27 protein-coding genes are annotated in these 23,471 nt (G+C 72.5%); 11 read left to right on the top strand and 16 right to left on the bottom strand.

The window, feature by feature from the left end; genetic code table 11:
* Positions 1-5: 5 nt before the first annotated feature.
* A complete protein-coding gene (locus WFI00_RS04350; protein WP_336630747.1) occupies positions 6-836 on the bottom strand; it encodes a sulfurtransferase in 831 nt (276 codons plus the stop codon).
* 66 nt (positions 837-902) lie between these two features.
* On the opposite strand from WFI00_RS04350, the gene WFI00_RS04345 reads away from it, so the two are divergent.
* A complete protein-coding gene (locus WFI00_RS04345; protein ID WP_336630746.1) occupies positions 903-2,555 on the top strand; it encodes an MFS transporter in 1,653 nt (550 codons plus the stop codon).
* Here WFI00_RS04345 and WFI00_RS04340 read toward each other — a convergent pair.
* Together WFI00_RS04340 and WFI00_RS04335 are read right to left on the bottom strand one after the other, a co-directional pair.
* Positions 2,527-3,186, bottom strand: a complete 660-nt coding sequence (locus WFI00_RS04340) for a PadR family transcriptional regulator (RefSeq protein WP_336630745.1) — start codon at positions 3,184-3,186, stop codon at positions 2,527-2,529. The two genes, WFI00_RS04345 and WFI00_RS04340, sit on opposite strands and share 29 nt — an antisense overlap.
* Positions 3,187-3,248: 62 nt before the next feature.
* Positions 3,249-4,322, bottom strand: coding sequence for an FUSC family protein (locus tag WFI00_RS04335; RefSeq protein WP_336630744.1), 1,074 nt, complete (start codon positions 4,320-4,322; stop codon positions 3,249-3,251).
* Positions 4,323-4,384: 62 nt separating this feature from the next.
* Here WFI00_RS04335 and WFI00_RS04330 point away from each other — a divergent pair, with 62 nt between their 5' ends.
* Complete coding sequence (locus WFI00_RS04330) at positions 4,385-5,086, top strand: GTP pyrophosphokinase (RefSeq protein WP_442928292.1); 702 nt, start codon at positions 4,385-4,387, stop codon at positions 5,084-5,086.
* 12 nt (positions 5,087-5,098) lie between these two features.
* Here the strand turns inward: WFI00_RS04330 and WFI00_RS04325 are convergent, their stop codons facing one another.
* From WFI00_RS04325 to WFI00_RS04315, 3 genes are all read right to left on the bottom strand, one after another.
* Entirely contained in the window at positions 5,099-6,256 is a 1,158-nt protein-coding gene (locus WFI00_RS04325) for a cystathionine gamma-synthase (protein WP_336630743.1), read from the bottom strand.
* A 42-nt stretch (positions 6,257-6,298) separates the two neighbouring features.
* Positions 6,299-7,285 (bottom strand): PLP-dependent cysteine synthase family protein, encoded by a 987-nt coding sequence (locus WFI00_RS04320; protein WP_336630742.1) that lies wholly within the window; start codon positions 7,283-7,285, stop codon positions 6,299-6,301.
* Between the two features lie 151 nt (positions 7,286-7,436).
* Positions 7,437-8,771 (bottom strand): O-acetylhomoserine aminocarboxypropyltransferase/cysteine synthase family protein, encoded by a 1,335-nt coding sequence (locus tag WFI00_RS04315; RefSeq protein WP_336630741.1) that lies wholly within the window; start codon positions 8,769-8,771, stop codon positions 7,437-7,439.
* A 99-nt stretch (positions 8,772-8,870) separates the two neighbouring features.
* On the opposite strand from WFI00_RS04315, the gene WFI00_RS04310 reads away from it, so the two are divergent.
* Together WFI00_RS04310 and WFI00_RS04305 are read left to right on the top strand one after the other, a co-directional pair.
* Complete coding sequence (locus WFI00_RS04310; RefSeq protein ID WP_336630740.1) at positions 8,871-9,449, top strand: flavin reductase family protein; 579 nt, start codon at positions 8,871-8,873, stop codon at positions 9,447-9,449.
* Positions 9,450-9,502: 53 nt separating this feature from the next.
* Positions 9,503-9,859 (top strand): DUF7882 family protein, encoded by a 357-nt coding sequence (locus tag WFI00_RS04305; RefSeq protein ID WP_336630739.1) that lies wholly within the window; start codon positions 9,503-9,505, stop codon positions 9,857-9,859.
* A 6-nt stretch (positions 9,860-9,865) separates the two neighbouring features.
* Here WFI00_RS04305 and WFI00_RS04300 read toward each other — a convergent pair whose 3' ends face one another.
* Both WFI00_RS04300 and WFI00_RS04295 read right to left on the bottom strand, forming a co-directional pair.
* On the bottom strand, positions 9,866-10,192 hold the full coding sequence (locus tag WFI00_RS04300; RefSeq protein ID WP_336630738.1) for a DUF7882 family protein: 327 nt from the start codon (positions 10,190-10,192) through the stop codon (positions 9,866-9,868).
* Positions 10,193-10,196: 4 nt separating this feature from the next.
* Entirely contained in the window at positions 10,197-10,472 is a 276-nt protein-coding gene (locus tag WFI00_RS04295; protein WP_336630737.1) for a hypothetical protein, read from the bottom strand.
* A gap of 137 nt (positions 10,473-10,609) precedes the next feature.
* On the opposite strand from WFI00_RS04295, the gene WFI00_RS04290 reads away from it, so the two are divergent.
* Complete coding sequence (locus tag WFI00_RS04290) at positions 10,610-10,765, top strand: hypothetical protein (RefSeq protein ID WP_336630736.1); 156 nt, start codon at positions 10,610-10,612, stop codon at positions 10,763-10,765.
* Between the two features lie 8 nt (positions 10,766-10,773).
* On the opposite strand, the gene WFI00_RS04285 is transcribed toward WFI00_RS04290, so the two are convergent.
* The gene (locus tag WFI00_RS04285) at positions 10,774-11,877 is read right to left on the bottom strand and encodes a fatty acid desaturase family protein (protein WP_336630735.1); all 1,104 of its coding nucleotides are present in this window, start codon (positions 11,875-11,877) and stop codon (positions 10,774-10,776) included.
* A 142-nt stretch (positions 11,878-12,019) separates the two neighbouring features.
* Here WFI00_RS04285 and WFI00_RS04280 point away from each other — a divergent pair, with 142 nt between their 5' ends.
* Together WFI00_RS04280 and WFI00_RS04275 are read left to right on the top strand one after the other, a co-directional pair.
* Positions 12,020-12,937, top strand: a complete 918-nt coding sequence (locus WFI00_RS04280; protein ID WP_336630734.1) for an ROK family protein — start codon at positions 12,020-12,022, stop codon at positions 12,935-12,937.
* 8 nt (positions 12,938-12,945) lie between these two features.
* On the top strand, positions 12,946-13,545 hold the full coding sequence (locus WFI00_RS04275; protein ID WP_336630733.1) for a short chain dehydrogenase: 600 nt from the start codon (positions 12,946-12,948) through the stop codon (positions 13,543-13,545).
* Positions 13,546-13,565: 20 nt separating this feature from the next.
* On the opposite strand, the gene WFI00_RS04270 is transcribed toward WFI00_RS04275, so the two are convergent.
* The 5 genes from WFI00_RS04270 to WFI00_RS04250 form a co-directional block, all read right to left on the bottom strand.
* The gene (locus WFI00_RS04270; protein ID WP_336630732.1) at positions 13,566-15,092 is read right to left on the bottom strand and encodes an acyl-CoA synthetase; all 1,527 of its coding nucleotides are present in this window, start codon (positions 15,090-15,092) and stop codon (positions 13,566-13,568) included.
* Between the two features lie 61 nt (positions 15,093-15,153).
* Positions 15,154-15,606 carry a MaoC family dehydratase gene (locus WFI00_RS04265; protein WP_336630731.1) on the bottom strand — a complete coding sequence of 151 codons (453 nt, stop codon included), beginning with the start codon at positions 15,604-15,606 and terminating at the stop codon, positions 15,154-15,156.
* A gap of 33 nt (positions 15,607-15,639) precedes the next feature.
* Complete coding sequence (locus WFI00_RS04260) at positions 15,640-16,824, bottom strand: acyl-CoA dehydrogenase family protein (RefSeq protein WP_442928291.1); 1,185 nt, start codon at positions 16,822-16,824, stop codon at positions 15,640-15,642.
* 4 nt (positions 16,825-16,828) lie between these two features.
* Positions 16,829-17,719 (bottom strand): amidohydrolase family protein, encoded by an 891-nt coding sequence (locus WFI00_RS04255; RefSeq protein WP_336630730.1) that lies wholly within the window; start codon positions 17,717-17,719, stop codon positions 16,829-16,831.
* Positions 17,716-18,657 (bottom strand): SDR family NAD(P)-dependent oxidoreductase, encoded by a 942-nt coding sequence (locus tag WFI00_RS04250; protein WP_336630729.1) that lies wholly within the window; start codon positions 18,655-18,657, stop codon positions 17,716-17,718. Before WFI00_RS04250 ends, WFI00_RS04255 begins: the two co-directional genes overlap by 4 nt.
* Positions 18,658-18,747: 90 nt before the next feature.
* Here WFI00_RS04250 and WFI00_RS04245 point away from each other — a divergent pair, with 90 nt between their 5' ends.
* A complete protein-coding gene (locus tag WFI00_RS04245; protein ID WP_336630728.1) occupies positions 18,748-19,167 on the top strand; it encodes a MarR family winged helix-turn-helix transcriptional regulator in 420 nt (139 codons plus the stop codon).
* A 6-nt stretch (positions 19,168-19,173) separates the two neighbouring features.
* On the opposite strand, the gene WFI00_RS04240 is transcribed toward WFI00_RS04245, so the two are convergent.
* Entirely contained in the window at positions 19,174-19,764 is a 591-nt protein-coding gene (locus tag WFI00_RS04240) for a PadR family transcriptional regulator (RefSeq protein WP_336630727.1), read from the bottom strand.
* Between the two features lie 101 nt (positions 19,765-19,865).
* On the opposite strand from WFI00_RS04240, the gene WFI00_RS04235 reads away from it, so the two are divergent.
* Genes WFI00_RS04235 through WFI00_RS04225 form a run of 3 tightly spaced genes read left to right on the top strand, consistent with a single transcriptional unit; the run spans position 19,866 to position 22,841 of the window.
* On the top strand, positions 19,866-20,957 hold the full coding sequence (locus tag WFI00_RS04235) for an aromatic ring-hydroxylating dioxygenase subunit alpha (protein WP_336630726.1): 1,092 nt from the start codon (positions 19,866-19,868) through the stop codon (positions 20,955-20,957).
* Between the two features lie 40 nt (positions 20,958-20,997).
* Positions 20,998-21,942, top strand: a complete 945-nt coding sequence (locus tag WFI00_RS04230; RefSeq protein ID WP_336630725.1) for a PDR/VanB family oxidoreductase — start codon at positions 20,998-21,000, stop codon at positions 21,940-21,942.
* A 20-nt stretch (positions 21,943-21,962) separates the two neighbouring features.
* On the top strand, positions 21,963-22,841 hold the full coding sequence (locus WFI00_RS04225) for a PhzF family phenazine biosynthesis protein (protein WP_336630724.1): 879 nt from the start codon (positions 21,963-21,965) through the stop codon (positions 22,839-22,841).
* A gap of 11 nt (positions 22,842-22,852) precedes the next feature.
* Here the strand turns inward: WFI00_RS04225 and WFI00_RS04220 are convergent, their stop codons facing one another.
* On the bottom strand, positions 22,853-23,425 hold the full coding sequence (locus tag WFI00_RS04220) for a TetR/AcrR family transcriptional regulator (protein ID WP_336630723.1): 573 nt from the start codon (positions 23,423-23,425) through the stop codon (positions 22,853-22,855).
* Between the last annotated feature and the right edge of the window lie 46 nt (positions 23,426-23,471).

Here is a 23,471-nt window from a genome sequence, read left to right as displayed (position 1 = left end):
CGGCCTCACGGCCGGGGACCGGTGGCGACGGGGCGACCGGGCGTGTTCGACCACTGGCTCCACGACCCCGGGTAGAGGGCGGGACGCAGCCCCGCGACGGTCAGGGCGAGTGCTGCGTGCGCCGCGGTGACACCGGAGCCGCAGTAGACGCCGACGGGGCCGCCGGCGAGGTCGGCGTACTCCTCCCGCAGCTCCTCGACGGGGCGGAGCCGCCCGGTCCCGTCCAGGTTCCGCGTCGTGGGGGCGTTGCGCGCGCCCGGGATGTGACCGGCGCGCGGATCGAGCGGCTCGACCTCGCCGCGGTAGCGTTCCGGTGCGCGGGCGTCCAGCAGGACCCCGGTGCGCGCGAGGTCGGCGGCCTCGTCGATGTCGAGTCGCGGCAGCCGGCCGGGGCGCAGCGTCACATCCCCCGGGGCGGCCCGGACGTCGCCGGTCTCGAGCGGCAGACCGGCGCGGCGCCATGCCGACAGGCCCCCGTCCAGCACCCGCACGGCGACTCCGGCGTCGGCGAGCATCCACCACGCGCGGGCCGCGGCGAACGAGTTCCAGTCGTCGTAGACGACGACCGGTTCGCCCTCGCGCAGTCCCCACCGCCGAGCCGCCTCCTGGAGGGCGGCCGCCGAGGGGAGCGGGTGGCGCCCCTGCGCCGGGCCCGCGTGGGCGGCGAGCTCGTCGTCGAGGCTCACGTAGACGGCTCCCGGCACGTGACCGGCGCGGTGCGCCCCGCTCCCGTCGGGCGCGTCGAGGCGGTAGCGCACGTCGAGGACACGCGGCGGGGCATCGGATGTCTGTGCCGCGGCGAGCTCGACCGGGTCGATGAGAGGGCTGTCGGTCATGCCTCCGACGCTACGCCGCCGACGGGCGCGGTGGACAACGAGTCCGGTCGGGGGCATACTTTCAGCATGACTGAAGGTTCCGTCGTGGACACCGCCCCCTCCCGCCGCTCCTGGATCGGCCTCGCCGCGCTCGCCGCGGGGCTCGGGATGATCGTGCTGGACGGCACGATCGTCGGCGTCGCGCTGCCGACGATGATCGGCGATCTCGGGCTCGATCTCACCGATGCCCAGTGGGTCTCCAGCCTGTACGCCGTCCTCCTGGCGGCCCTCCTGCTGTCGACCGGGAAGCTCGCCGACCGCTTCGGGCGCAAGCGGCTGTTCCTGGCGGGGATCGTCGGGTTCGTCGCGGGGAGCCTCGGTGCGGCCGGCGCGGCCGGCGCCGGACCCCTGCTGGCCGCTCGCGCGGTCCAGGCCGTCGGGGCGGCGCTGATCATGCCGTCGACGCTCTCCACCGTCAACGCGGTCTTCCGCGGGCGGGCGCGCGCGGCGGCGTTCGGCGTCTGGGGAGCCGTGATCTCCGGGGCCGCCGCGATCGGTCCGCTCGCGGGCGGCCTGCTCACGCAGTACGCGTCCTGGCCGTGGGTGTTCCTGGTGAACCTGCCCCTGGGAGCGGTCGTCTTCGCCGTCGCCGTATGGGCCGTGCCGGAGACCCGCGGAACCGCGTTCCGGCGGGGGGCGGACGTCGACGGGGCCCTCCTGTCCGCGATCGGCTTCGGCACTCTCGTGTTCGCCGTCATCGAGGGGCCCGATCTGGGGTGGTGGACGCCGAAGAGCGACCTGTCCCTCTTCGGGTGGGTGTGGCCGGCGTCGGCACCGGTGTCCGCGGTGCCGGTGTGCCTGGCGGTGTCCGCCGTGGCGCTGACCCTGTTCGTGCTCTGGGAGCGGCACCGCGAGCGCGTGCAGCGCGACGCCCTCCTGGACCTGAGCCTGTTCTCGCTGCGGACCTTCTCATGGGGGAACGTGACGGCGGCGACGGTCGCGGTGGGCGAGTTCGCGCTCATCTTCGTGCTGCCGCTGTTCCTGGTCTCCGCGCTCGGGCTGACCGTCGTGCAGACGGGTCTCGTCCTGGCGGCGATGGCCTTCGGGGCCTTCGTCTCGGGCGCGGCGGCGCGCCACCTCGCCGCGCGTTTCGGCGCGCCCGGCACGGTCCTCATCGGCCTGGCGCTCGAAGTGGTCGGTGTCCTCGTCCTCGTCGTCGTGCTCTCCCCCTCCACGCCGGGCGTCGTGATCGCGCTCCCCCTCGTCGTCTACGGCCTCGGCCTCGGGCTCGCATCCGCCCAGCTCACCGGCACGGTCCTGCGCGACGTGCCCGTGGGGGTGAGCGGCCAGGCGTCGGCGACGCAGTCGACCGTGCGCCAGATCGGCTCGGCCTTGGGCACGGCGTTCGCCGGCGCCGCCCTGTCGGTCTCCCTCGCTCTCACCCTGCCCGGAGCTCTGTCGTCCGCGGGGATGTCCGGCCCCGCGGCCGAGCACCTGGCCGACGCGACCCGGATCTCGGCGGGGACGGTGATCGCCCAGCTGCGCGCCGAGGGTTCCGCGAGCGCGCTGGGCACCCAGACGGATGCCGCGATCGCCGCGCTGTCGGCGGGCTTCGCCGACGCGACCCGCTGGTCGCTCCTGGTCGCGGCGGCCTTCCTCGCGCTCGGGCTCGTGGGTGCCGCACGGCTGCGGAGGCTCGAGCGCGCCTCCGTCAGAGTGTCGCCGCCCGCGCTGCGCTGACGCCCGGCTCGCGCGCCGCCGAGCCGCGGGCTGCGGCGTCCGGCCGGAGAGCGCGAGGGCGTCCGCGCGCGGGCTTCTGATCCGAGAGCGCGAGCGCCGCGGCACCGGGAGCGAGGGCCGCCAGGCGCGCGGCGACGTGGTCGAGCCACCGCACCTCGCCGTCCGCGGCGAACAGGGCCGCCGACGGCGCCAGCTCCGCCAGCACGGCATCCGGCTCCGACGACTCCGCGAGCGGCGCGTACTGCGCGGCGAGCGCGTCGCGGCGGGCGCGCGACGCCTCCCGCTGCGCCCGCACGATCTCTCCGACGTCGACGCCCGGCAGCGTCGCGGCGACCGCGAGCTTCAGCACGAGCTCGTCGCGCACGCTCTCCGAGCGGAGCACGGGGTGCGACAGCCAGGCGCGCACGTCGTCCGAACCCGCGGGGGTGATCCGCCAGTAGACGTGGCCCTGCGCATCCGTCTCGGCCTTCTCCACGAGTCCGTCGCGCTCGAGACGATCCAGCGTGTTGTAGATCTGACCGACGTTGAGGGGCCACCGCGACGCCGTGCGGCGGTCGAACTCCGCGCGCAGCTGATACCCGTAGCACGGCCCCTGGTCGAGGATCGCGAGCAGGCTCTGCCGGACCGACATCGATCGCCTCCTCATGCATGCCGGGTATGTGCATTCCGAGTATAGGTACCCGGCGGTCTCCGTCAGTCCGCGCGCAGTCGGACGACGAGGGCGGCCACCGTCCCGATCGCGGCGCCGGCGAGCGTGTCGACGACGCGCTCGAACGCCAGCGGCAGCGTCGCGGCGTGCCCGCTCGCGGCACCGATGAGCAGCAGCACGAGCGGAGTGATGAACACGAGCGCGAGCGCGTAGTGGCGCACGACGACGAGCTCGATGAGCACCTGGAGCGCGCCGAGCATCAGCCCCACCGCCCAGATCGGCAGCGGGACCATCGCGAGGACGAGATAGACGGCGGCGCCGAGCACGGTGCCGACCGTGCGGTGGACTCCCCGGGTGGCGGCGGCCCGTCGCCCGACCGGGATGCCGGCCACCGCGATCCCCGCACACACGATCCAGTAGGAGCGCTCGGGGTCGAGGAGGACGGCGGCGGCGACGCCCGCGACCGCGACCACGGCGCAGCGCAGGGTCACCGTGCGGGCCACCGCACCCCGGGTCGTCGGGAAGAGCACGCGCAGGGGGCGAGGGCGCTCCCGGCGATAGCGCGGCAGGGCGAGCGGCGCCGCGACGAGGAGGCACGCGAAGGCGCAGGACGCCGCGACGACGGCGAGGTAGACCCCCGGATCGACGAGGCGCGCGCCGCCGTGGATCGCGGTCACCTGGGCGGACAGGCCGAAGACGAGCACGAAGAACACCGGGCCGGGAGGGCCGAGGGAGTACCGGGAGGCGAGCGCCGCCGAAGCGATCGTCACGACGACGACGCCGAGGAGCACCGTCGCCGTCCCGCCCGCCGCGGCGAGGGTCCCCGCCGCGGCGCAGCACAGGAGCGCGAGCGCGATCAGCGGCGCGAACCGCGCACGCTCGCGCGGGCGCAGCCATCCGCCGTAGATGACGGTGAACGCCCCCGCGGCGGCGAGCAGGGCGATCTCCGGATGCCCGGCGGCGGCGAGCACCACGATCGGCACGGCCATCGCCAGCCCTGCCTGCACGGCGAGGGGCCAGCGCCGGCCCGTCGCCGGGCCGAACGTCGTGAGGCTCCCGACGACGTGCCGCACCTCGCGACGGGCGCGCGCGGCGAGGGGCACGCGGTCGGAGCTCATCCCTCCATTCTCACCCGGGCGCTCCCAGCCGCCGTCCACGCAGGGTGGGTAGCGTCGGGGACATGAGCGCCAGCAGTCCCGATCTGTCCATCTCGGTCGGAGGCGACGTCGCCACGTTCTCGGCGGAGCAGCTCCGATCGATGCGCGACGAGTTCCAGCGTTTCCTGCTCGAGTACCAGTTCGGTCTGCGCGAGGTCGAGACCAAGCTCGTCATCCTGCGCGACGAGTTCCAGCTCACGCACGACTACAACCCGATCGAGCACGTCTCCAGCCGCGTCAAGAGCGCCGACAGCCTCGTCGAGAAGGTCGCGCGCAAGGGCATCGCCCCCACGTTCGAGGCCATCTGGGCCGGGATCAGCGACATCGCGGGCATCCGCGTGACGACGAGCTTCGCGAAGGACGCCTACCGCCTCTTCGACCTGCTGACCGCTCAGGACGACATCTCGGTGCGCGTCGTCAAGGACTACATCGCCCACCCGAAGTCGAACGGCTACAAGAGCCTCCACGTGATCGTCGAGGTGCCCGTGTTCCTGTCGACCGGACGCGTGGAGGTCCCCGTCGAGGTGCAGTTCCGGACGATCGCGATGGACTTCTGGGCGAGCCTCGAGCACAAGATCTACTACAAGTACGACGGCGCCGTCCCCGACGGTCTCCTGAGCGAGCTCAAGGAGGCCGCCGAATCGGCCGCCCTGCTCGACGCCCGGATGGAGGGGCTCCACGAGCAGCTGCACGGACCGCGCACCACGCCGCTCCGGCCGGTGTGAGCCGAGCGGCGCTCAGACCCGCAGGGCGCGGTCGAGGTCCTCGAGGAGATCGGCCTCGTCCTCGATACCGACGGAGAGGCGCACGACCTCGACGGGCACGGCGGCCTCGGTCCCGCGGACCGAGGCGTGCGTCATGGCGTCGGGATAGTTGACGAGCGACTCGACGCCGCCGAGGGACTCGGCGAGCTGGAACAGTCGCGTCGACTCGGCGAAGCGACGCGCCGCCGCGCCGGATTCCAGGGCGAGGGTGACGATCCCGCCGTATCCCGACATCTGGCGCGCGGCGATCTCGTGCCCCGGGTGCGCGGCGAGACCCGGGTAGTAGACGCGCGCGACGCGCGCGTTCCGGGACAGGAAGTCCGCGACGGCCGCGGCGTTCTCGCTGTGCCGCTGCATCCGCACGGCGAGGGTCTTGATCCCCCGCGTCGTCAGCCACGCGTCGAGCGGGCCGGAGACGGCACCGACGGCGAACTGCAGGAAACCGATCTTCTCGGCGAGCGCGTCGTCGTCGAGGATCAGCGCGCCGCCCACGACGTCCGAATGTCCGCCGAGGTACTTGGTCGTCGAGTGCACGACGACGTCGGCGCCGAGGGCGAGCGGGCGCTGCAGCGCCGGAGTGGCGAACGTGTTGTCCACGACGACGAGGGCGCCCGCCTCGTGCCCGACGGCGGCGAGACCGGCGATGTCGGTGATCCGCAGGAGGGGGTTCGAGGGCGTCTCGACCCAGAGGATCCGCGGCGGCCGCTCGGCGACGGCGGCACGGACGGCGTCCGGATCGCTCATGTCCACGACGCGCAGACCCACGCCCCACGGGCCGAGGACCCGGGCGAGCAAGCGGTGGGTCCCGCCGTAGACGTCGTTGCCGAGCAGGACCTCGTCGCCCGGGCGCAGGACGGCGCGCAGCAGGGCGTCCTCCGCGGCGAGTCCCGACGCGAACGAGAACGCGTGCGCACCGCCCTCGATCGCGGCGAGCTGGTGCTGCAGGGCGGTCCGCGTCGGGTTGCCGCTGCGCCCGTACTCGTAGCCCTGCCGCAGGCCCCCGATGCCGTCCTGCGCGTACGTGGTGGAGAAGTGCACCGGCGGGATCACCGCCCCCGTCGCGGAGTCGGCCTCCTGACCGGCGTGGACGGCGAGACTGGCGAAGCCGCGGGCGGCGTCGGACGTGGTCATGGCAGGCTCCTTGCGGATCGGATCGGATCGAGCGGGGTCGGGTCAGGGTCGGGACGGGATGCCGGAGACGTCGGCGACGGGGATGCCGCGGGCCTCCAGCCAGGCGTCGTCGTAGATCTTCGAGAGGTAGCCGCGCCCGTGGTCGGGGAGGACCACGACCACGACGGCGTCCGCGGGCAGCTCTCGCGCGGCACGGAGCGCGGCGACGACGGCCATCCCGGACGATCCGCCGACGAGCAGCCCCTCCTCGCGCGCGAGGCGACGGGTCATCGCGAAGCTCTCGGCGTCGGAGATCCTCTCGTAGCGGTCGACGACGGACGCGTCGAACGTGTCGGGGAGGAAGTCCTCGCCGACGCCCTCGACGGCGTAGCCGTGGACGGGTCCGCCCGAGTAGATGGAGCCCTCGGGGTCCGCGCCGATCACGACGACCTCCCCCGCGCTCGCCTCCTTCAGGAAGCGTCCCGTCCCGCTGATCGTCCCGCCGGTGCCGATGCCGGCCACCAGGTGCGTGACGCGTCCCTCGGTGTCGCGCCAGATCTCGGGGCCCGTCGTCTCGTAGTGCGCGCGGGGGCCGTGCGGATTGGCGAACTGGTTCGGCTTGAACGCCCCGGGGATCTCGCGCGCGAGCCGATCCGACACGCTGTAGTAGGAATCGGGGTGCTCCGGGGGCACGTTCGTGGGCACCTCGACGACCTCCGCGCCGTAGGCGCGCAGGACCGCGGTCTTCTCGCCGGTGAACTTGTCGGGCACGACGAAGACCATCCGGTAGCCGCGCTGCAGGGCGACGAGGGCGAGCCCCACGCCGGTGTTGCCGCTGGTCGGCTCGACGATCGTTCCGCCCGGCCGGAGCAGCCCGTCGCGCTCGGCGGCCTCGACGATGTTGCGGGCGATGCGGTCCTTCGCCGATCCGCCGGGGTTGAAGTACTCGACCTTGGCCAGGACGGTGGCGGCGAGGCCGTCCGTCACCGAGCCCAGTCGGACGAGCGGGGTGGAGCCGACCAGGTCGGCGATGTGCGACGCGTAGCGCATGAGAGGGTCCTGAGGGTGGGGCCGCGGCGCCGGGAGGGCGCGGACGCGGCGGGCTGTCGGGTCGTCGAGGAGAGCGCGGGGCGCTCAGCGACAACAGCGACAGGTCAGGGACACACCCCGATGCTACCCCCTGCGGGCCGTGGTGGCGACATCAGGCTCGGGCGAGGGCCTGCGCGAGGTCGGCGACGATGTCGGCGGGGTCTTCGAGGCCGATCGAGAGCCGGAGGGTCGTTTCGGTGATGTCCGCCTCGGCCCGCTGGGCGTCGGTCAGATGACTGTGGGTCATCGACGCGGGGTGGGCGACCAGCGAACGGGCGTCGCCGATGTTGGCCACGAGCTTCACGAGTCGCAGGCCGTCGACCACCCGGTGGACGCGCGCACGATCGAGCTCCGGGTCGGCCGTCGCGGCGAGGTCGAAGGCGAAGACGGCAGGGACGCCCTTCGGCAGATAGGCGCGCGCCGCGCCCGCCCAGGGGTTGGCCTCGAGTCCCGGATGGTGTACCGCAGCGACGCCGGGGTGCGCGGCGAGGAACCGCGCGACCTCGAGCGCGGAGGACGCATGCCGCGCCATCCGCAGATCGAGGGTCTCCAGCCCCTGCAGCAGCTGGAACGCGTTGAACGGCGACAGCGACGGCCCGAGGTCGTGCACGTACTTGGTCTTGATCAGGACAGCGAGCGCCTGGCCTGCCGCGCCGAACCGGTCCCAGAGCGTCACACCGGGGATCCGGGCGTACGGCCGGGTCAGCTGCGGCCAGCGCTCCGGGTCGGCGCCGAAGTCGAACGAGCCGAGGTCGACCACGACGCCGCCCATCGACGTGCCGTGACCGCCGAGGTACTTGGTCGCGGAATGCACGACGATGTCGGCGCCGTGCTCCCCCGGGCGCTGCAGATACGGCGTCGCGACCGTGTTGTCGACGACGAGCGGGACGCCCGCGGCGTGCGCGATCCCGGCGACGGCGCGCACGTCCAGCACGCGCGCGGTGGGATTGGTGACGGACTCCGCGAACAGGGCGCGGGTCGTCGGGCGGATCGCGGCGCGCCACGCGTCGGGGTCGTCCTGATCGACGAAGTCGACCTCGATCCCCCAGTCGGCGAAGGTCTCCTGCAGAAGATCGACCGTCCCGCCGTAGAGCTGCTGCGCGGCGACGAGGTGCTCTCCGCTCTTGGCGAGGGCGAGCAGGGCGATCGCGACGGCGGCCTGCCCCGAGGCGACCGCGACGGCGGCCGTCCCGCCCTCGAGGGCGGCGACGCGCTCCTCGAGGACGAGCTGGGTGGGGTTGGCCGCCCGGCTGTAGAGGTTGCCGACCTTGCGCAGCGCGAAGATGTCGGCGGCATCCTGCAGGGAGGAGAACTCGTACGCCGTCGTCTGGTAGATCGGCGGGGCGACGGCGTTCTGCGGGGTGCCCGGCGTGTAGCCGCGCTGCACCTGCCGCGTCGCGAAGCCGTGATCGGATGCAGCGGCGGGGGCGGGATCGACGGCGCTCATGGCATCCATTCCACCCGACGTCACGCCTGCGGCTCCACCGTGTGTCGTCGTGTTGCGTGGACCGATCCCGCCGCCCCCAGAGCGCTTACGGTGGAGGGTATGACTTCTTTCGCCGTGCCGTCGTCGGACGCGTCGGGCGCCGAGCCCGCATCGGGATTCACCTCGTCCCTGTCGGCGGACGAGTTCAAGACGGTGTTCCGCGGGCACCCCGGCGGAGTCGCCGTCATCACCGCCGACGCGGGCGACGGCCCGGTCGCGCTCACCGCCACGAGCGTCGCGAGCGTGAGCGCGGACCCGCCGCTGCTGATCTTCTCCGTCTCCTCGCTGTCGTCGTCGGCGGCGGTGCTCGCTCGCGCGGAGACCGTCGTCGTGCACCTGCTCGACGCGCAGGACCTCGACCTCGCGCGCCTGGGCGCCACGAGCGGCGTGGACCGCTTCGACGGCAGCCGGCCCTGGTCGCGACTCGTGACCGGAGAGGTCGTCTACCACGACGTGCGGGCGTGGGTGCGCTGCGCGATCATCCAGCGGATGGACGCGGGCGGGTCGACCGTGATCGCGGCGCACGCGCTGCAGGCGCAGGTCGAGCGGGACGCCGCCCCGGGCGAGGCCGCCGACGCACTCGTCTACCACAACCGCACCTGGCACCGCCTCGGCGACCACTCCCGTCTCACCCCCTGAGCTCGTCCGCGCGCGCAGGGGGCTGCGACCTCGCGCCGATCTACACTGCTGACATGGGCACGATCTACTACGGCGGCTCCGCCACTCCGATCCACATCGAAGACCGCGCGCTGGCACATCTGAAGGTCGTGGTCGCCACCAAGCTCCGCCGCGGCGAGAGCTTCACCGTCTCGTGGCCGCATCCCGACGACGAGCCGGGCGGCCGCAGCACCATCTGGCTGCATCCCTCCATCGCGCTGCGCTTCGTCTTCGACGACCCGGAACCGTCCGAGCTGAACCGGTCGTTCATCGAGGCGCTCGCGCAGTCGGCCAACTCGTCCGGCGGCATCATGCTCGTCTCCGAGCAGATCGAATCCGCCCCCGCGGAGCCCGCCGACAACGCGCCGCAGACCGTCGACGTCGCGGACTGACCGCGCTCAGCCCGTCAGGACCTCGCCGGTCGCCGCGCCCTCGGGCTCGGGGACGACGTACAGACCCGCGGTGGAGTTCGCGGCGTGGGTCAGCGCCTCGAGCCAGACCCGGTTGAGCGCCGGCTGACGGCTGCCGTGGTACTTGTACACGAGCGATGCGTTCGGATGCAGCCACACCGTCGTGCGGCCGTCGCCCGCGCTCGGCTCGTTGCGCCACGTGAAGGGGAACGGCTCGCCGCGGCGCAGCTTCTGCGTGATCACGACCTGGAGATGCGCGAGGACGCGATCGTCGAAATCGACCTTGACACTGCCGTCATAGCTGAACCTGCCCACGCCCCTACCGTAACGCCTCGGCGCGGCGGGTGATCTCGTCGCGCGCGAGGTCCGCGCCCCCGACGGGCGCCGGCAGATCCATCGGGGCGTCGACGACGGCCATCAGCCCCGAGCCCCCGATCAGCAGGGAGCACAGTGTCGGGTTGCCGTCGTGGATGCTCGGGAACTCGACGATGTCCGTGCTGCCGTGCTGCAGAAGCGCCCGCGCATAGGTGAGCACCGCGTCCGCCACCTCATCCGTGGTCAGGATGCGGTGGCCTTCGATCAGGATGTCCTTCATGGCGTCGCCTCGCGATGTGTCGTCGGTCCGATGCCTCCACTGAAGCGCACGTCCGCGCGTGGGACGAGGGGTTGACAGACGGCGTCGTCACTGTCAACCCCTGCGTGCACCGGCGCGCGGAGCACGACACTGGGGACATGACTCTCGCACTCATCCTCCTGGCCGTCGCCATCGTGCTGATCCTTCTGGGCGTGTTCGTCGAGGCGGCGAAGTTCCTGCTGTGGATCGGCCTGGTGATCCTGCTCGTCGCGATCATCGCGTGGCTCATGAAGGTCGTCAAGCGCAACGCCTGACGCGTCGGTCAGGCGCGCCGGTACTCGGAGACCATCGGGCAGTCGAACGGGTCGCGTGCGGCCAGGCCCACGCGGTTGAGGTAGTCGATCACGATCGCGTACGAGCGCCACAGGCTCGTCTCCGTGTACGGCACGTCGTGCGTGTCGCAGAAGTCCCGCACGATCGGGCGCACGCGCGCGAGGTACGGGCGCGCCATGCTGGGGAAGAGGTGGTGCTCGACCTGATAGTTGAGCCCGCCCATCAGGATCGTGGCCCACCACCCGCCGCGCACGTTGCGGGAGGTGCGCACCTGCTTGCTGAAGAAGTCGAGGCGTGCCCCCTCGGCGATCACCGGCATCCCCTTGTGGTTCGGCGCGAACGACGCCCCCATGTAGACGCCGAAGACGGCGAGCTGCACCCCGAGGAAGGCGAACGCGATCCCCACCGGCAGCAGGAGGAACAGCGGCGTCAGGACGAGCGCGAACCTCGTGGCGATCAGTGCGAGCTCGAGACCGCGCCGCTTCACCGGCTGGCGAGAGAGCAGGTGCCGGACGCCGAGCACGTGCAGGTTCAGTCCCTCCAGGGTCAGCAGCGGGAAGAACAGCCAGCCCTGACGACGCGTGATCAGTCGGCGCAGGCCGCGCGCCCGCGCCGCATCCGGTTCGAGGAACGAGATGGTGTCGACCTCGATGTCGGGGTCCTTGCCGACGCGGTTCGGGTTGGCGTGGTGCCGGGAGTGCTTGGCGTCCCACCACGCGTAGCTGATGCCCACGACGCCGGCGGCGAGGATGCGCGCGAGGCGGTCGTTCGACGGCCCCGAGCCGAGGATCTGGCGATGCGCGGCCTCGTGGGCCAGGAAGGCGACCTGCGTGAACACGATGCCCAGCGCCGCGGCGATGAGCAGCTGGAACCAGCTGTCCCCCAGGAGCACGAACCCGGCGACGCAGCCGGCGAAGGCGAGGACGAGCGCGGCGCCGACGAGCGCGTAGAACCCCGGCGCACGACGCAGCAGCCCCAGTTCCTTGGCGACCTGAGACACCTGCGTGTACGCCCGGGCGACCGGCGGGAAGGTCTTCTCGGTGGCGTACGTCTGCCGGATCGGTCCCAGCGTGGAGACGACGGGTGCGGTCATGGAGGGTGCTCCAGACGATCGACGCGGGTCCGCATGCTCACCCGCCGGGCGAAGCCAAAGGCAGGTGCCGATCGCTGTCCGCGACACTACGCTGAGAGGCATGCCGACGCCGGCATACCCGGAGGATGCGGAAGGATCCCGGATGACTCTCGCTCTCGCGATCGACCTCGGCGGCACCAAGGTCGAGGCCGCGCTGGTCGACGCCGACGGCCGGATCGTGCCCGGCTCGCGCACCCGTGAGGGCACCGGTGCCGCGGCGGCCACCGACCGGGCGGTCCTCGAACGGGCCCTCGACGCGGTGATCTCGCGGTGCGCGGAGCATCCCGGATGGACGCGGGTGACGGCGGCGGGCATCGGGTCGGCGGGGCCCGTCGACCTCTCGGCGGGAACGATCGCCCCCGTGAACCTCCCCGCCGCACACGGCTTCCCGCTCGTCGCCCGGGTCGCGCGCGCCACGGGCCTGGACGACGTCTCGCTCCGCCTCGACGGCACCTGCATCGCCCTCGCCGAGCTGTGGCTCGGCGCCGCGCAGGGCGCCGAGAACGCCATCGTCTTCGTCGTGTCGACCGGCATCGGCGGCGGCATCGTCTCGGGCGGCCGGCTGCTCGCGGGAGCCTCGGGCAACGCCGGGCACCTCGGCCAGGTCGTGGTCGCCGCGATCGAGGGCGACCCCGCCGACTCCACCGTCGAGCGTCTCGCGTCCGGGCCGCACATCGTCGCCTGGGCGAGGTCTCGGGGGTGGGCCGGCCGCACCGGCGAGGACCTCGCCGCGGACTACGCCGCCGGGGACGAGCTGGCCCGGGCCGCCGTGGCCCGCTCGGCGCACGCGATCGGCGTCGGGCTGGCGGACTCGGCCACGCTGCTCGACCTCGACCTCGCCGTCGTCGGCGGGGGCTTCTCCTTCGTCGCGGAGGACTTCACCGCGCAGATCCAGGCGGCCGCGCGTGCCGCCGCCGTCAACCCGTACGCGTCCGGCCTGCGGGTCGTGCGCGCGGCCCTGGGCGGCGACGCCCCCCTGATCGGCGCCGCCGCACTCGTGCACCGGCGCGACCTGCTCTAGGAGACACCATGGCACTGCGCATCCTCATCATCGGCGCCGGCGGGACCGTCGGGCGGGCCGTGGCGGCCGCGGCCGCCGAGCTCGGGCACGAGATCGTCGCCGCGTCCCGCTCGGGATCGCCGAGCGTCGACCTGACCGATGCGGCATCCGTCGACGCCCTGTTCTCCGCGATCGGCACCGTCGACGCCGTCGTCTGCGCCGCGGGGAGCGTGCCGTTCAAGCCGTTCGCCGAGCTCGCCCTCGAGGATTACCGCGCCGGCCTCGAGAACAAGACCCTGGGCCAGATCGGCGTCGTGCTGCGCGGGGTGGCGGCGGTCGCCGACGGCGGCTCGTTCACCCTGACCAGCGGCATCCTCGGCGCGGTCCCGGTCGCCGGGGGCACCGCGGCATCCGTCGCCAACGGCGCGCTGGAGGCCTTCACGATGGCGGCGGCGACCGGACTGCCCCGCGGCATCCGCATCAACACGGTGAGCCCGAACGTGCTCGCCGAGTCGCCCGCCCTGCACCGGAGCTTCCCCGGGCTCATCCCGGTCGCCGCGTCCGACGTCGCCCAGAGCTACCTGCGTTCGATCGAGGGCGTCGAGACCGGCAAGGTCTTCCGCGTCTGACCGCGACGGGTCGAGCGGTCTCAGGAGGCCGGCAGCTCGAAGCGCCCCCGCAGATCGGTCTTGCGGATCTTGCCGCTCGCCGTGCGCGGCAGCTCGTCGACGAAGACGACCCCCTTGGGCACCTTGTACTTGGCGATGCGGGCCGCGACGTGCTGCAGGACCTCCTCCGCGGTGATCTCCGAGCGCTGCACGGCGATCGCGAGCGGCACTTCGCCCCAGCGCTCGTGCGGCACGCCGATGAGGGCGACGGAATCGATCTCGGGCAGCTCCATGATGATCTGCTCGATCTCCGCGGGGTAGATGTTCTCGCCGCCGGAGATGATCATGTCCTTGAGGCGGTCGCTGATCGTCAGGTAGCCCTGCGGGTCGAGCGAGCCGATGTCGCCGGAGCGGAACCAGTCGCCGTGCCGCGCATCGCGCGTCGCATCGGGCCGCAGCCAGTACTCCTTCATGACGTTCGGCCCCGAGATCTCGATCTCCCCCGCCTCACCCGCGGGCAGGGGCTCGCCGTCCGCGTCCACGACCCGCACGTCGGTGAAGAAGTGCGCGATGCCCGAGGAGCCCACGTGCGTGCGCGCCTTGCGGTACGGCAGCGAGGTCGCGCCGGGGCAGGTCTCGGTCATGCCGTAGCCGCTGGAGAAGTGCAGTCCGCGCTCTTCGTAGGCCTCGATCACGCGGAGCGGCACGCTCGATCCGCCGCACGTGAGCTTGTGCAGCGAGCTCAGATCCGTCGACGCCCAGTCCGGATGCTCGGCGAGCATCTGGAAGGTCGTCGGCACGCCGGACAGGCTCGTGATGCGGTGCGCCGCGATGGCCGCGAGGACGGCGGCGGGGTCGACCTTCTGCTGCAGGATGATCGCCCCGCCTTTGAGCAGCGTGGGCAACGCGCCCATCCCGAGCGAGGCGACGTGGAACATCGGCGCGATCATGAGCGCCCGCTCGTCGCTGGTCACGTCGTAGTCGACGAGCACGTTGAGCGCGTTCCAGGTGAGGTTGCCGTGGGTGAGCACGGCGCCCTTGGGCCGCCCCGTCGTGCCGGACGTGTAGAGGATCATGGCGGGGTCGTCGAGCGCGACGTCGACGACCGGGGGCGGCACGGACGCCTGCGCGATCACGTCGCCGAGCGATTCGACCGCGGGGACCTCCGCCGGCCCGTCGATGACGATGCGCGAGGTCACCCCGCTCGACCAGGCGGCGGCGCGGGCGAGCTCGCGCAGCTCCTCGTGGAGCACGAGCGTGCGCGCGCCGGAGTCCTCGATCATGAACTCCAGCTCGCGCGGCGCGAGCCGCGTGTTGAGCGGCACGAAGATCGCGCCGAGCATCCCGCTCGCGAAGAACGTCGTGAGGAAGTCGGGATGGTTGTTGCTCAGCACCGCCACGCGGTCGCCCTTGCGCACCCCTCGGGCGTGGAGCGCCGCGGCGAAGCGGTCGATGCGATCCGCGAGGTCGTCGTAGGTGACCTCCCGCCCGCCGTGGACGATCGCCGTCTCGCCCTCCGACTTCGCGCGACGCCGCGCGATCCACGTCCCGAGCCCCTGGTTGTTCATCTGCCTCTCCTTCGAGGTGTCGATCGGACGATCGGCGCGGTGCCGACCCGGTGACGCGCGCTCAGGCGTAGAAGCGGTAGATCCCGCGCGCGACGAGTGCGGGCTTCGCGCCGCCCTCGATCTCGACCGTCTGGTCGACGGCGAACTGGTACCCGCCGGGCACCTCGGTGACCTCCGCGATGACGGCGCCCATCCGGACGCGCGAGCCGACCGTCACGGGCGAGACGAACCGCACCTTGTCGAGGCCGTAGTTGACCTTCGTCGCGACGCCGTCGAGCTCGAACAGCTCGCTCCAGAAGCGTGTCGCGAGCGACAGCGAGAGGAAGCCGTGCGCGATCGGGGCGCCGAAGGGCCCCGATGCGGCCCGCTCGGGGTCGACGTGGATCCACTGGTGGTCGTCGACGGCGTCGGCGAAGGTGTCGATGCGGTCCTGCGTGATCTCGAGCCACTCGGTGGTCCCGAGGTCCGTGCCCGTCAGCGAGAGGGCGTCGGTGTAAGCGGCGGTGGTGGTCATGTCGTTCCTTACTGTCGGTCGATCGGGGGCGTCTCAGACGAAGGCGGACGAGCCGGTGAGGGCACGGGCGACGATGAGGGCGGTGATGTCGTGCGTGCCCTCGTAGGAGTAGACGGCCTCGGCGTCGGCGAAGAAGCGCGCGACGTCGTGCTCGAGGAGGATGCCGTTGCCGCCCGCGACCTCGCGGCCGAGCGCGACCGTCTCGCGGGCCAGGCGGGCCGTCTGCATCTTGGCCAGTGCGGAGTTCTCGTCCGCCCAGTCGCCGCGATCCTGCGCGGCCGACAGCTGCACGACCATGCCGAGGGAGGCGGTGAGGTTGCCGAGCATGCGGGCGAGGCGCTCCTGCACGAGCTGGAACCCGCCGACGGGACGACCGAACTGCCGACGCTCCGTGACGTAGCGGACGGCGGCGTCGAGTGCGCCGGCCTGCAGCCCGGTGGCGATCCAGGCGACGTCGGAGCGCATCGCGCGCAGAAGCCGCGCGACGTCCCGCCACGAGGACACGCGCTGCAGCCGCTCCGACTCGGAGACCCGCACCCCGTCGAGGGTGATGACGGCGTTCTGCATGGGGCGCAGCGCGATCTTGCCCGTCATCGCCTCGATCGTGACGCCGGGGGCCTCGCGCGGCACGAGGAACGCCCTGACCTCGCCGTCGTCCTCGGCCCGGGCGAAGACCGCGAGGACGTCGGCCGCCGCCGCTCCCCCGATCCACCGTTTGACGCCGTCGAGGACCCATCCGTCGCCGTCGCGTCGCGCCGACGTCGCGAGGCCTCCCGCGATGTCGGAGCCGTGGTCGGGCTCGGTGAGGGCGAACACGCCGGTGAGGCCGAAGTCGCGGATGCGCTCGTCCATCGCGGCGACCTGGTCGGGCGAGCCGCCGTGACGCACCGTGGTGCGGAAGAGCCCGGACTGGGCGTTGTACAGCGTCGCGACGGACACGTCGGCGCGCGCGAGGACGTAGTTGCGCAGCCCGGAGAACATGCTCGAGTCCGCCTCGGCCTCGTCCACGCCGTCGGGGCGCATGAGCGCGAGCGGGACGAGCGCGTCCAGGACCGCGGCGGGCATCGTGGCGCTCTCCCAGGCCCCGGCCAGCACCGGCCGCACGTCGCGGTCGAGCACCTCGCGCAGCCCGGTCAGCGCCGCGGCCGCCGCCGGGCTCAGGTGCGCCGCCGCCACGCCGTAGGGGTCGAGGCCGATCGCGGAGGACGGGAAGGACACGGCGTCATCCCCCCAGACCGAGCAGCCGCACCGCGTTGTCCTTGACGATCCCCGGGCGCGCCTCCGCGCGGAAGGATGCGGCGGTCTCGGCATCGCGCATCCACCGGTCCGGCGTGAGCAGGGGGTAGTCCGATCCGAAGAGCACCCGGCCGCGGAGGTAGGTGTTCGCCGCACGGACGAGCGAGTCCGGGAAGTACTTCGGGCTCCACCCGGAGAGGTCGATCCAGGTGTTGTGCTTGTGCGTCGCGACGGCGAGAGCCTCGTCCTGCCAGGGGACCGACGGGTGCGCCATGACGATCTGCAGGTCGGGGAAGTCGGCGGCGACGCCGTCGAGGAGCATCGGGTTCGACAGGCCGAGGCGCAGACCCCGCCCGCCCGGCAGGCCCGCGCCGATGCCGGTCTGGCCGGTGTGGAAGAGGGCGACGACCCCGGCGTCCTGCAGGGCCGCGTAGATCGGCTCCCAGCGCGCCTCGCTCGGGTCGAACCCCTGCACCGTCGGGTGGAACTTGAACCCGCGCACGCCGTGGTCCTCGACGAGCCGGCGGATGCGGTCCACCGCGTCCGCTCGGTGCGGGTCCACCGACCCGAAGGGGATCAGGACGTCGTTGTGGCGCGCGGCGCCCGCCGCGATCTCCTCGCTGGACAGGGGCGGCTGGCCCAGGCGGGTCTCCGCGTCGACCGTGAAGACGACCGCCGCCATCGTCCGCTCCCGGTAGTACGCGGCGATCGAGTCGAGGTCGGGCCGGCCCGCTCCGGTCGCGAAGTACGCCGACGCGGCGTCGGCCAGGTCTGCGGGAAGCGAGGAGTGACCGTGGTCGTCGACCTCGACGTGGACGTGCACGTCGAGGGCGACGATCGCCTCCACGTCGATCGCGGGCTCGTAGCGGGTGGTCACCGCTGGAGCTCCTCGGGGAGGGGCGGGAAGCTCTCGCCGACCGACTGCGCGCTGCCCGCGAGGAGGTCGCCGTCGGCAGCGAGCGCCTCGAAGCTCCACCCGCCGTCGTGGTAGGCCGTCACGACCGGCTCGGGGTGACTCCACACCTGGATGCGGTCGCCGCCGACACCGATCGCCTGGCCGGTGACGGAGGCCGCCGCGTCGGAGGCGAGGTAGGCGATGAGCCCGGCGACGTCGTCCGAGGTGCCGAAGCCGAGGTCGTGACGGAAGAAGGCGGGCATGGGATCCCCCGCGGCCTCCGCCTCGACCGCGGCGGCGAAGTAGGGGACGGTCGCGGTCATCGCGGTCGCGGCGACGGGGACGACCGCGTTGGCCGTGATGCCGGCGCGCTTCAGCTCGAGCGCCCAGGTGCGGACCATGCCCACGATCCCCGCCTTGGCGGCGGCGTAGTTGGTCTGGCCGAAGTTGCCGCGCTGACCCGTCGGGGAGCCGATGCAGATGATGCGCCCGGCGACCTGGTTCTCCCGCATCCAGCCCGCCGCCTCGCGCACGCACGTGAACGTGCCGCGCAGGTGGACGTTCACGACGAGGTCGAAGTCGTCGTCGCTCATCTTCCACAACACCGTGTCGCGGAGGACGCCCGCGTTCGTGACGAGGATGTCGAGGCCGCCGAAGGTGTCCACGGCGGTGCGGACGAGCTCGCGGGCGGTCTCGGTCGGGCCGACCGGGGCGACGACCGCGACCGCGCGGCCGCCCTCCGCCTCGATCGAGGCGACGGCGTCCGCCGCCGTCTGCGCGTCGACGTCGTTGACGACGACCGCCGCTCCGCGGCGGGCGAGCTCCTGAGCGTACGCGAGGCCCAGACCGCGACCGGAGCCGGTGACGATGGCGACCTTGCCGTCCAGCGGGGTGCGGTCCTGCGGGGCGTGCTGTGACATGCGAACTCCTTCGTTTCGGCTCGATCTCAGCACAGAATACTTGAACTTGTCAATGATTGAACATGGCACACATAGCGCTAGACTGCAGGAATGACCGAGGAGCTCATGGACGACCTGAGCTTCCTCATCGCGCGCGCCAATGCCCAGTCGATCGCCGCGGGCAACGCGGCACTCGCCGAGTTCGGCCTGAAGGTGCGCTCGTACTCGGTGCTGACGCTGGCCGCCGCCGAGCCGAGGCCGTCCCAGCGCGAGATCGCCGAATTCCTCCGGCTCGACCCCAGTCAGGTGGTCGCACTCGTCGACGAGCTGCAGCGCGCGGGCCTCGCGACACGCGAGCCGGATCCCCGCGACCGCCGCGCCAACGTCATCGGCGTCACGCTCGCCGGCCGCGACCTGCAGCGGCATGCCCAGCGCGCGCTGGCCCGCGCCGAGCGCGAGCTGCGCGCGGACCTCACCGACGCGGAGCGGACGATGCTCGCCGATCTCCTGCGCAAGACCGCCTTCGCCTGAGCGATCTCAGGCCGGAGGCGCGGCGAGGTCGTCGATCAGACGCAGGCCGCGTTCCGCCCATGCGATCTCCTGCTCGGCGCGCGCGACGAAACCCTCGTAGGTGAACTCCTTGAACGCGACGATGGCCGCGGCGTCGTGCCGGGTGTCGGCGACGAGGCGCCGCGCGACGATGGGATGCGTGCGATCGCGGATGGCGTCGAGCTGGCCCTGCCACTGCGCGCGACGCTCGGCGTAGTGGGCGATGTGGTCGCGCAGCCGTGCGCGCGCGTCCTGCGGGTCGGCCCACTCGAAGTAGGCGGCGCGCAGATGCGCCGGGTCGCGCTCGGCGGCGTAGTCCACCGGCTCGGCCATCCAGTCGGTGAGCGCCGCGACGCCCGCATCCGTGATCGCGTACTGCGTCTTGGTGGAGCGGGGTCCCCACGCGACCGGCGCCCCGTCGACGAGGCCGTCGGCGGCCATCCGCTTGAGCTCGGGATAGATCTGCGAGTCGGGGGCGTGCCACACGTGCCCGACCGAGACGTGGAAGGCCTTCGCGAGGTCGTAGCCCGTCATCGGCTGGGCGGTCAGCAGCGCGAGGAGCGCGTAGCGCAGGCTCACGAGGACGCTTCGTCCGCAGGAACGGGGTTTGCACGTCGCATCCGCTCAGACTATCTTTCTCGTAATATCTATGCCGATAGTTATTGGACGAAGGAGTCCCGATGCTCGAGACGATGGCCGCGAAGCTGCTCGACTACCCGCGCAACGCCTGGTACGTCGCGGCGTGGGACCACGAGGTGGGGCGCAAGAAGATCCTGGCGCGCACGATCGCGGGCCGCCCGCTCGCCCTGTACCGCACGGAGGACGGACGCCCCGTCGCGCTCGCCGACGCGTGCTGGCACCGCCTCGCACCCCTGTCGCAGGGCGTGCTGATGGGCCCCGAGGACATCCGCTGCCCGTACCACGGCATCACCTACGACTCCGCCGGGCGGTGCACCTCGATGCCCGCGCAGGAGACGATCAACCCGAGCGCGCTCGTCCCGTCGTTCCCCGTCGTCGACCGCTACCGCTACGTGTGGGTCTGGGTCGGCGATCCCGCCCTCGCCGATCCCGCGACGATCCCCGACATGCACCAGATGACCGATCCGGCCTGGACGGGCGACGGCCTGACGATCCACGCGCCGTGCAACTACCAGCTGATCCTCGACAACCTCATGGACCTCACCCACGAGGAGTTCGTGCACAGCTCGAGCATCGGCCAGAAGGAGCTCAGCGAATCGGACTTCGTCACGAGCCACACCGAGAACACCGTCACCGTCGAGCGCTGGATGCACGACATCGAGGCGCCGCCGTTCTGGCGGAAGAACATGCGCGACAAGTTCCCGGACTTCGACGGCCGCGTCGACCGCTGGCAGATCATCCACTACGAGGCGCCCGGCACGATCAACATCGACGTCGGCGTCGCGAAGGCGGGCACCGGAGCGCCCGAGGGCGACCGGTCGCAGGGCGTCAACGGCTACGTCATGAACACGATCACCCCCGAGACCGATCGCACGAGCCACTACTTCTGGTCGTTCCAGCGCAACTACCGCCTCGACAGCCAGCTCATCACGACGCAGCTGCGCGACGGCGTGCACGGCGTCTTCGGCGAGGACGAGGCGATGCTCGCGGCGCAGCAGGCCGCGATCGACGCGAACCCCGACTACGAGTTCTACAGCCTCAACATCGACGCGGGCGGCATGTGGGTGCGCCGCATCCTCGAACGGATGCTGCTGGCCGAGGGGCGCGACCGCGTGCCGCAGCCGGTGGCCTGACGTGGCGTCGGCACACCAAGAGGTCTGGCAGGAGGGGACGGTGGCGGCCACCACGCCCCTCACCCCCGAGATCCGGCGCATCGAGATCGACGTCGACCGCCCGGCGCGGGTCGATCCCGGCGCCCACGTCGATCTCCGCCTGCAGATCGGCGGCGCGGAGGAGAAGCGCTCCTACTCGATCGTGGATGCCTCGCCCGACGGCGGGCGGATCGCGCTCAGCGTCTACACGTCGCCCGTGAGCCGCGGCGGCGCCGCCGTGATGAACGGGCTCGTCCCGGGCGACCGGGTGCGTCTCACCCAGCCCCTCAACGACTTCCCGCTGCGCCTCGGCGCCCGGCGCTACGTCCTGCTCGCCGGGGGCGTCGGCATCACCGCGATGGCCGGGATGGCCGCGCGCCTGCGAGCGGTCGGCGCGGACTACCGTCTCGTCTACGCCGGCCGCAGCCGCGGCCTCATGGCCTACCTCGACGACCTCTCCCGCACGCACGGGGACCGGCTCGGCGTGCACGTGCGCGACGAGGGCACGACGATGTCGGTCCCGGACGTCGTCGCCGGCATCGACGACGCCACCGAGGTGTACGTGTGCGGGCCGATCCGCCTGATGGACGCCGTCCGCCGGTCGTGGCTGCAGGCCGGCCTCCCGATCGCGAACCTGCGCATGGAGACGTTCGGCAACAGCGGCTGGTTCGACCCGCAGGAGTTCACGGTGCGCATCCCCGCGCTCGGCCTGGAGACCCGGGTGCCCGCCAACCAGTCGATGCTCGAGGCACTCGAGGCGGCCGGGGCGGACATGATGTACGACTGCCGCAAGGGCGAGTGCGGACTGTGCGAGGTCCGCGTCGAGGGCCTCGACGGCGACATCGACCACCGGGACGTCTTCTACAGCGAGCGCCAGCGCAACGCGCGCGAGAAGATGTGCTGCTGCGTCTCCCGCGTCGTGGGGACGGCGGGCCGCGAGGCGGTCGTGACGATCGTCACGAGCTGAGCGCCCCTACGCTGAGTGTCGTGACCGAGCCCGACCTCCCCCGCGTCGACGTCCTGAGACTCGCCGCGTTCTCCGCGCGCCCCGACGGCGGCAACCCCGCCGGCGTCGTGCTCGACGCCTCCGCGCTCTCCGCGGCGGACATGCAGCGCATCGCCGCCGAGGTCGACTTCGCCGAGACGGCGTTCGTGACCGGCACGGCGGCGGACGGCGCCGTCACGATCCGGTACTTCTCCCCCATCGCCGAGGTGCCCTTCTGCGGCCACGCCACGATCGCGACGGCCGTCGCCCTCGCCGATCTCGGGCGCACCGGCGGGTCGGGCACGGTCGACGAGATCGTGTTCGCGACCCCCGTCGGCGTGGTGCCGATCGCCGTGACGCGCGACGACACCGGCACCCGCGCGTCGTTCACGAGCATCGACCCGAGCGTCGCGGATCTGCCGCCGCGCGACCTCGAGGCACTCCTCGACGCGCTCGGGCTCTCCGCCGACGACCTGGACCCCGACCTGCCGCCGCGGCTCTCGCACGCGGGCAATCCGCACCCCGTGCTGGTGGTCGCCGATCGGACGACGTTCGACGGTTTCGGATTCGATCCGGTGAGCGTGCGTGCACTCATGGACGATCGCGGCTGGCCCGCCACGGTCACGGTGCTCCACCGGCTCGGCGCGCACCGGTTCGCGGCGCGGAACCTCTTCCCCGTCGGCCGGATCACCGAGGACCCCGCCACCGGCTCGGCGGCGGCCTCCGTCGGCGCCTACCTGCGCGAGCTCGAGGCGGTGCCCGTTCCCGGTCGGATCGAGATCGAGCAGGGTGCGCACGTCGGCAGGCCCGGCATCCTCACCGTTGACATCCCCGCCGTCGGCGGCATCCGGGTCTCCGGCCACGCGGTGCCGATGGACTGACGCGGACGGGCTCAGCCGCCGAGGACGGCGGCGATCAGCCGATCGGCATCGCCGGGGCCGACCGGCGTGCGACTGAGCGCGCGCAGGAGGACGGCGCCGATGAGCGCTTCCGCGATCTCCTCGAAGGGCGACCCCGGAACGAGGTTCGGGACCGTCCCCGCGGCGCGTTCGAGCCGCCCCGACACCGACTGCGACCCCGACAGACTGTCGCGCAGGCGCCGCCCGACCTCGGCATTGTCGGCCGCGGCCGCGATCAGCGCCCGCAGGAGACCCTCGCCCTCGGGGCGCTCGAGCAGGGCGAAGATGCGTCCGAGCCAATCGCGCAGATCGGCGCGGACGTCCCCCGTGTCGGGCAGATCCAGGCGACCGTCCAGCATCGTGCCCTCGAGCAGACACTCGGCCAGGATCGCGCCCTTCGAGGGCCACCAGCGGTAGATCGTCTGCTTGCCGACGCCCGCGCGGGCGGCGATCTGCTCGATCGCGAGGCTCTCGTACCCGCGCTCGGCGAGGAGGTCGGCCGTCGCGTGCAGGATCGCCTGGCGGGCCGCTTCACTGCGGACGGGGCCGCTGCGGGCGAGGGCCATGGATGCTCCCGACGGACGATCGGACAAGACGAGACGGACCGTGTTA

Origin of the sequence: Microbacterium sp. MMO-56 (assembly GCF_037146215.1) — a bacterium.
In the GTDB taxonomy this organism is placed as follows: Bacteria; Actinomycetota; Actinomycetes; order Actinomycetales; family Microbacteriaceae; genus Microbacterium.
The sequence above is the reverse complement of the archived record's forward strand: the minus strand, read 5'-3'. Positions and strand labels throughout refer to the sequence as shown.

Bases quoted from the DNA above. Each gene is read 5' to 3' on its own strand.
- WFI00_RS04285 (WP_336630735.1), bottom strand. From the start codon at position 11,877: ATGACCGCACCCGTCGTCTCCACGCTGGGACCGATCCGGCAGACGTAC.
- WFI00_RS04290 (WP_336630736.1), top strand. From the start codon at position 10,610: ATGACTCTCGCACTCATCCTCCTGGCCGTCGCCATCGTGCTGATCCTT.
- WFI00_RS04305 (WP_336630739.1), top strand. From the start codon at position 9,503: ATGGGCACGATCTACTACGGCGGCTCCGCCACTCCGATCCACATCGAA.
- WFI00_RS04270 (WP_336630732.1), bottom strand. From the start codon at position 15,092: ATGAACAACCAGGGGCTCGGGACGTGGATCGCGCGGCGTCGCGCGAAG.
- WFI00_RS04295 (WP_336630737.1), bottom strand. From the start codon at position 10,472: ATGAAGGACATCCTGATCGAAGGCCACCGCATCCTGACCACGGATGAG.
- WFI00_RS04315 (WP_336630741.1), bottom strand. From the start codon at position 8,771: ATGAGCGCCGTCGATCCCGCCCCCGCCGCTGCATCCGATCACGGCTTC.
- WFI00_RS04310 (WP_336630740.1), top strand. From the start codon at position 8,871: ATGACTTCTTTCGCCGTGCCGTCGTCGGACGCGTCGGGCGCCGAGCCC.
- WFI00_RS04235 (WP_336630726.1), top strand. From the start codon at position 19,866: ATGCTCGAGACGATGGCCGCGAAGCTGCTCGACTACCCGCGCAACGCC.
- WFI00_RS04335 (WP_336630744.1), bottom strand. From the start codon at position 4,322: ATGAGCTCCGACCGCGTGCCCCTCGCCGCGCGCGCCCGTCGCGAGGTG.
- WFI00_RS04320 (WP_336630742.1), bottom strand. From the start codon at position 7,285: ATGCGCTACGCGTCGCACATCGCCGACCTGGTCGGCTCCACCCCGCTC.
- WFI00_RS04220 (WP_336630723.1), bottom strand. From the start codon at position 23,425: ATGGCCCTCGCCCGCAGCGGCCCCGTCCGCAGTGAAGCGGCCCGCCAG.
- WFI00_RS04350 (WP_336630747.1), bottom strand. From the start codon at position 836: ATGACCGACAGCCCTCTCATCGACCCGGTCGAGCTCGCCGCGGCACAG.
- WFI00_RS04275 (WP_336630733.1), top strand. From the start codon at position 12,946: ATGGCACTGCGCATCCTCATCATCGGCGCCGGCGGGACCGTCGGGCGG.
- WFI00_RS04280 (WP_336630734.1), top strand. From the start codon at position 12,020: ATGACTCTCGCTCTCGCGATCGACCTCGGCGGCACCAAGGTCGAGGCC.
- WFI00_RS04265 (WP_336630731.1), bottom strand. From the start codon at position 15,606: ATGACCACCACCGCCGCTTACACCGACGCCCTCTCGCTGACGGGCACG.
- WFI00_RS04345 (WP_336630746.1), top strand. From the start codon at position 903: ATGACTGAAGGTTCCGTCGTGGACACCGCCCCCTCCCGCCGCTCCTGG.
- WFI00_RS04245 (WP_336630728.1), top strand. From the start codon at position 18,748: ATGACCGAGGAGCTCATGGACGACCTGAGCTTCCTCATCGCGCGCGCC.
- WFI00_RS04250 (WP_336630729.1), bottom strand. From the start codon at position 18,657: ATGTCACAGCACGCCCCGCAGGACCGCACCCCGCTGGACGGCAAGGTC.
- WFI00_RS04325 (WP_336630743.1), bottom strand. From the start codon at position 6,256: ATGACCACGTCCGACGCCGCCCGCGGCTTCGCCAGTCTCGCCGTCCAC.
- WFI00_RS04330 (WP_442928292.1), top strand. From the start codon at position 4,385: ATGAGCGCCAGCAGTCCCGATCTGTCCATCTCGGTCGGAGGCGACGTC.
- WFI00_RS04340 (WP_336630745.1), bottom strand. From the start codon at position 3,186: ATGTCGGTCCGGCAGAGCCTGCTCGCGATCCTCGACCAGGGGCCGTGC.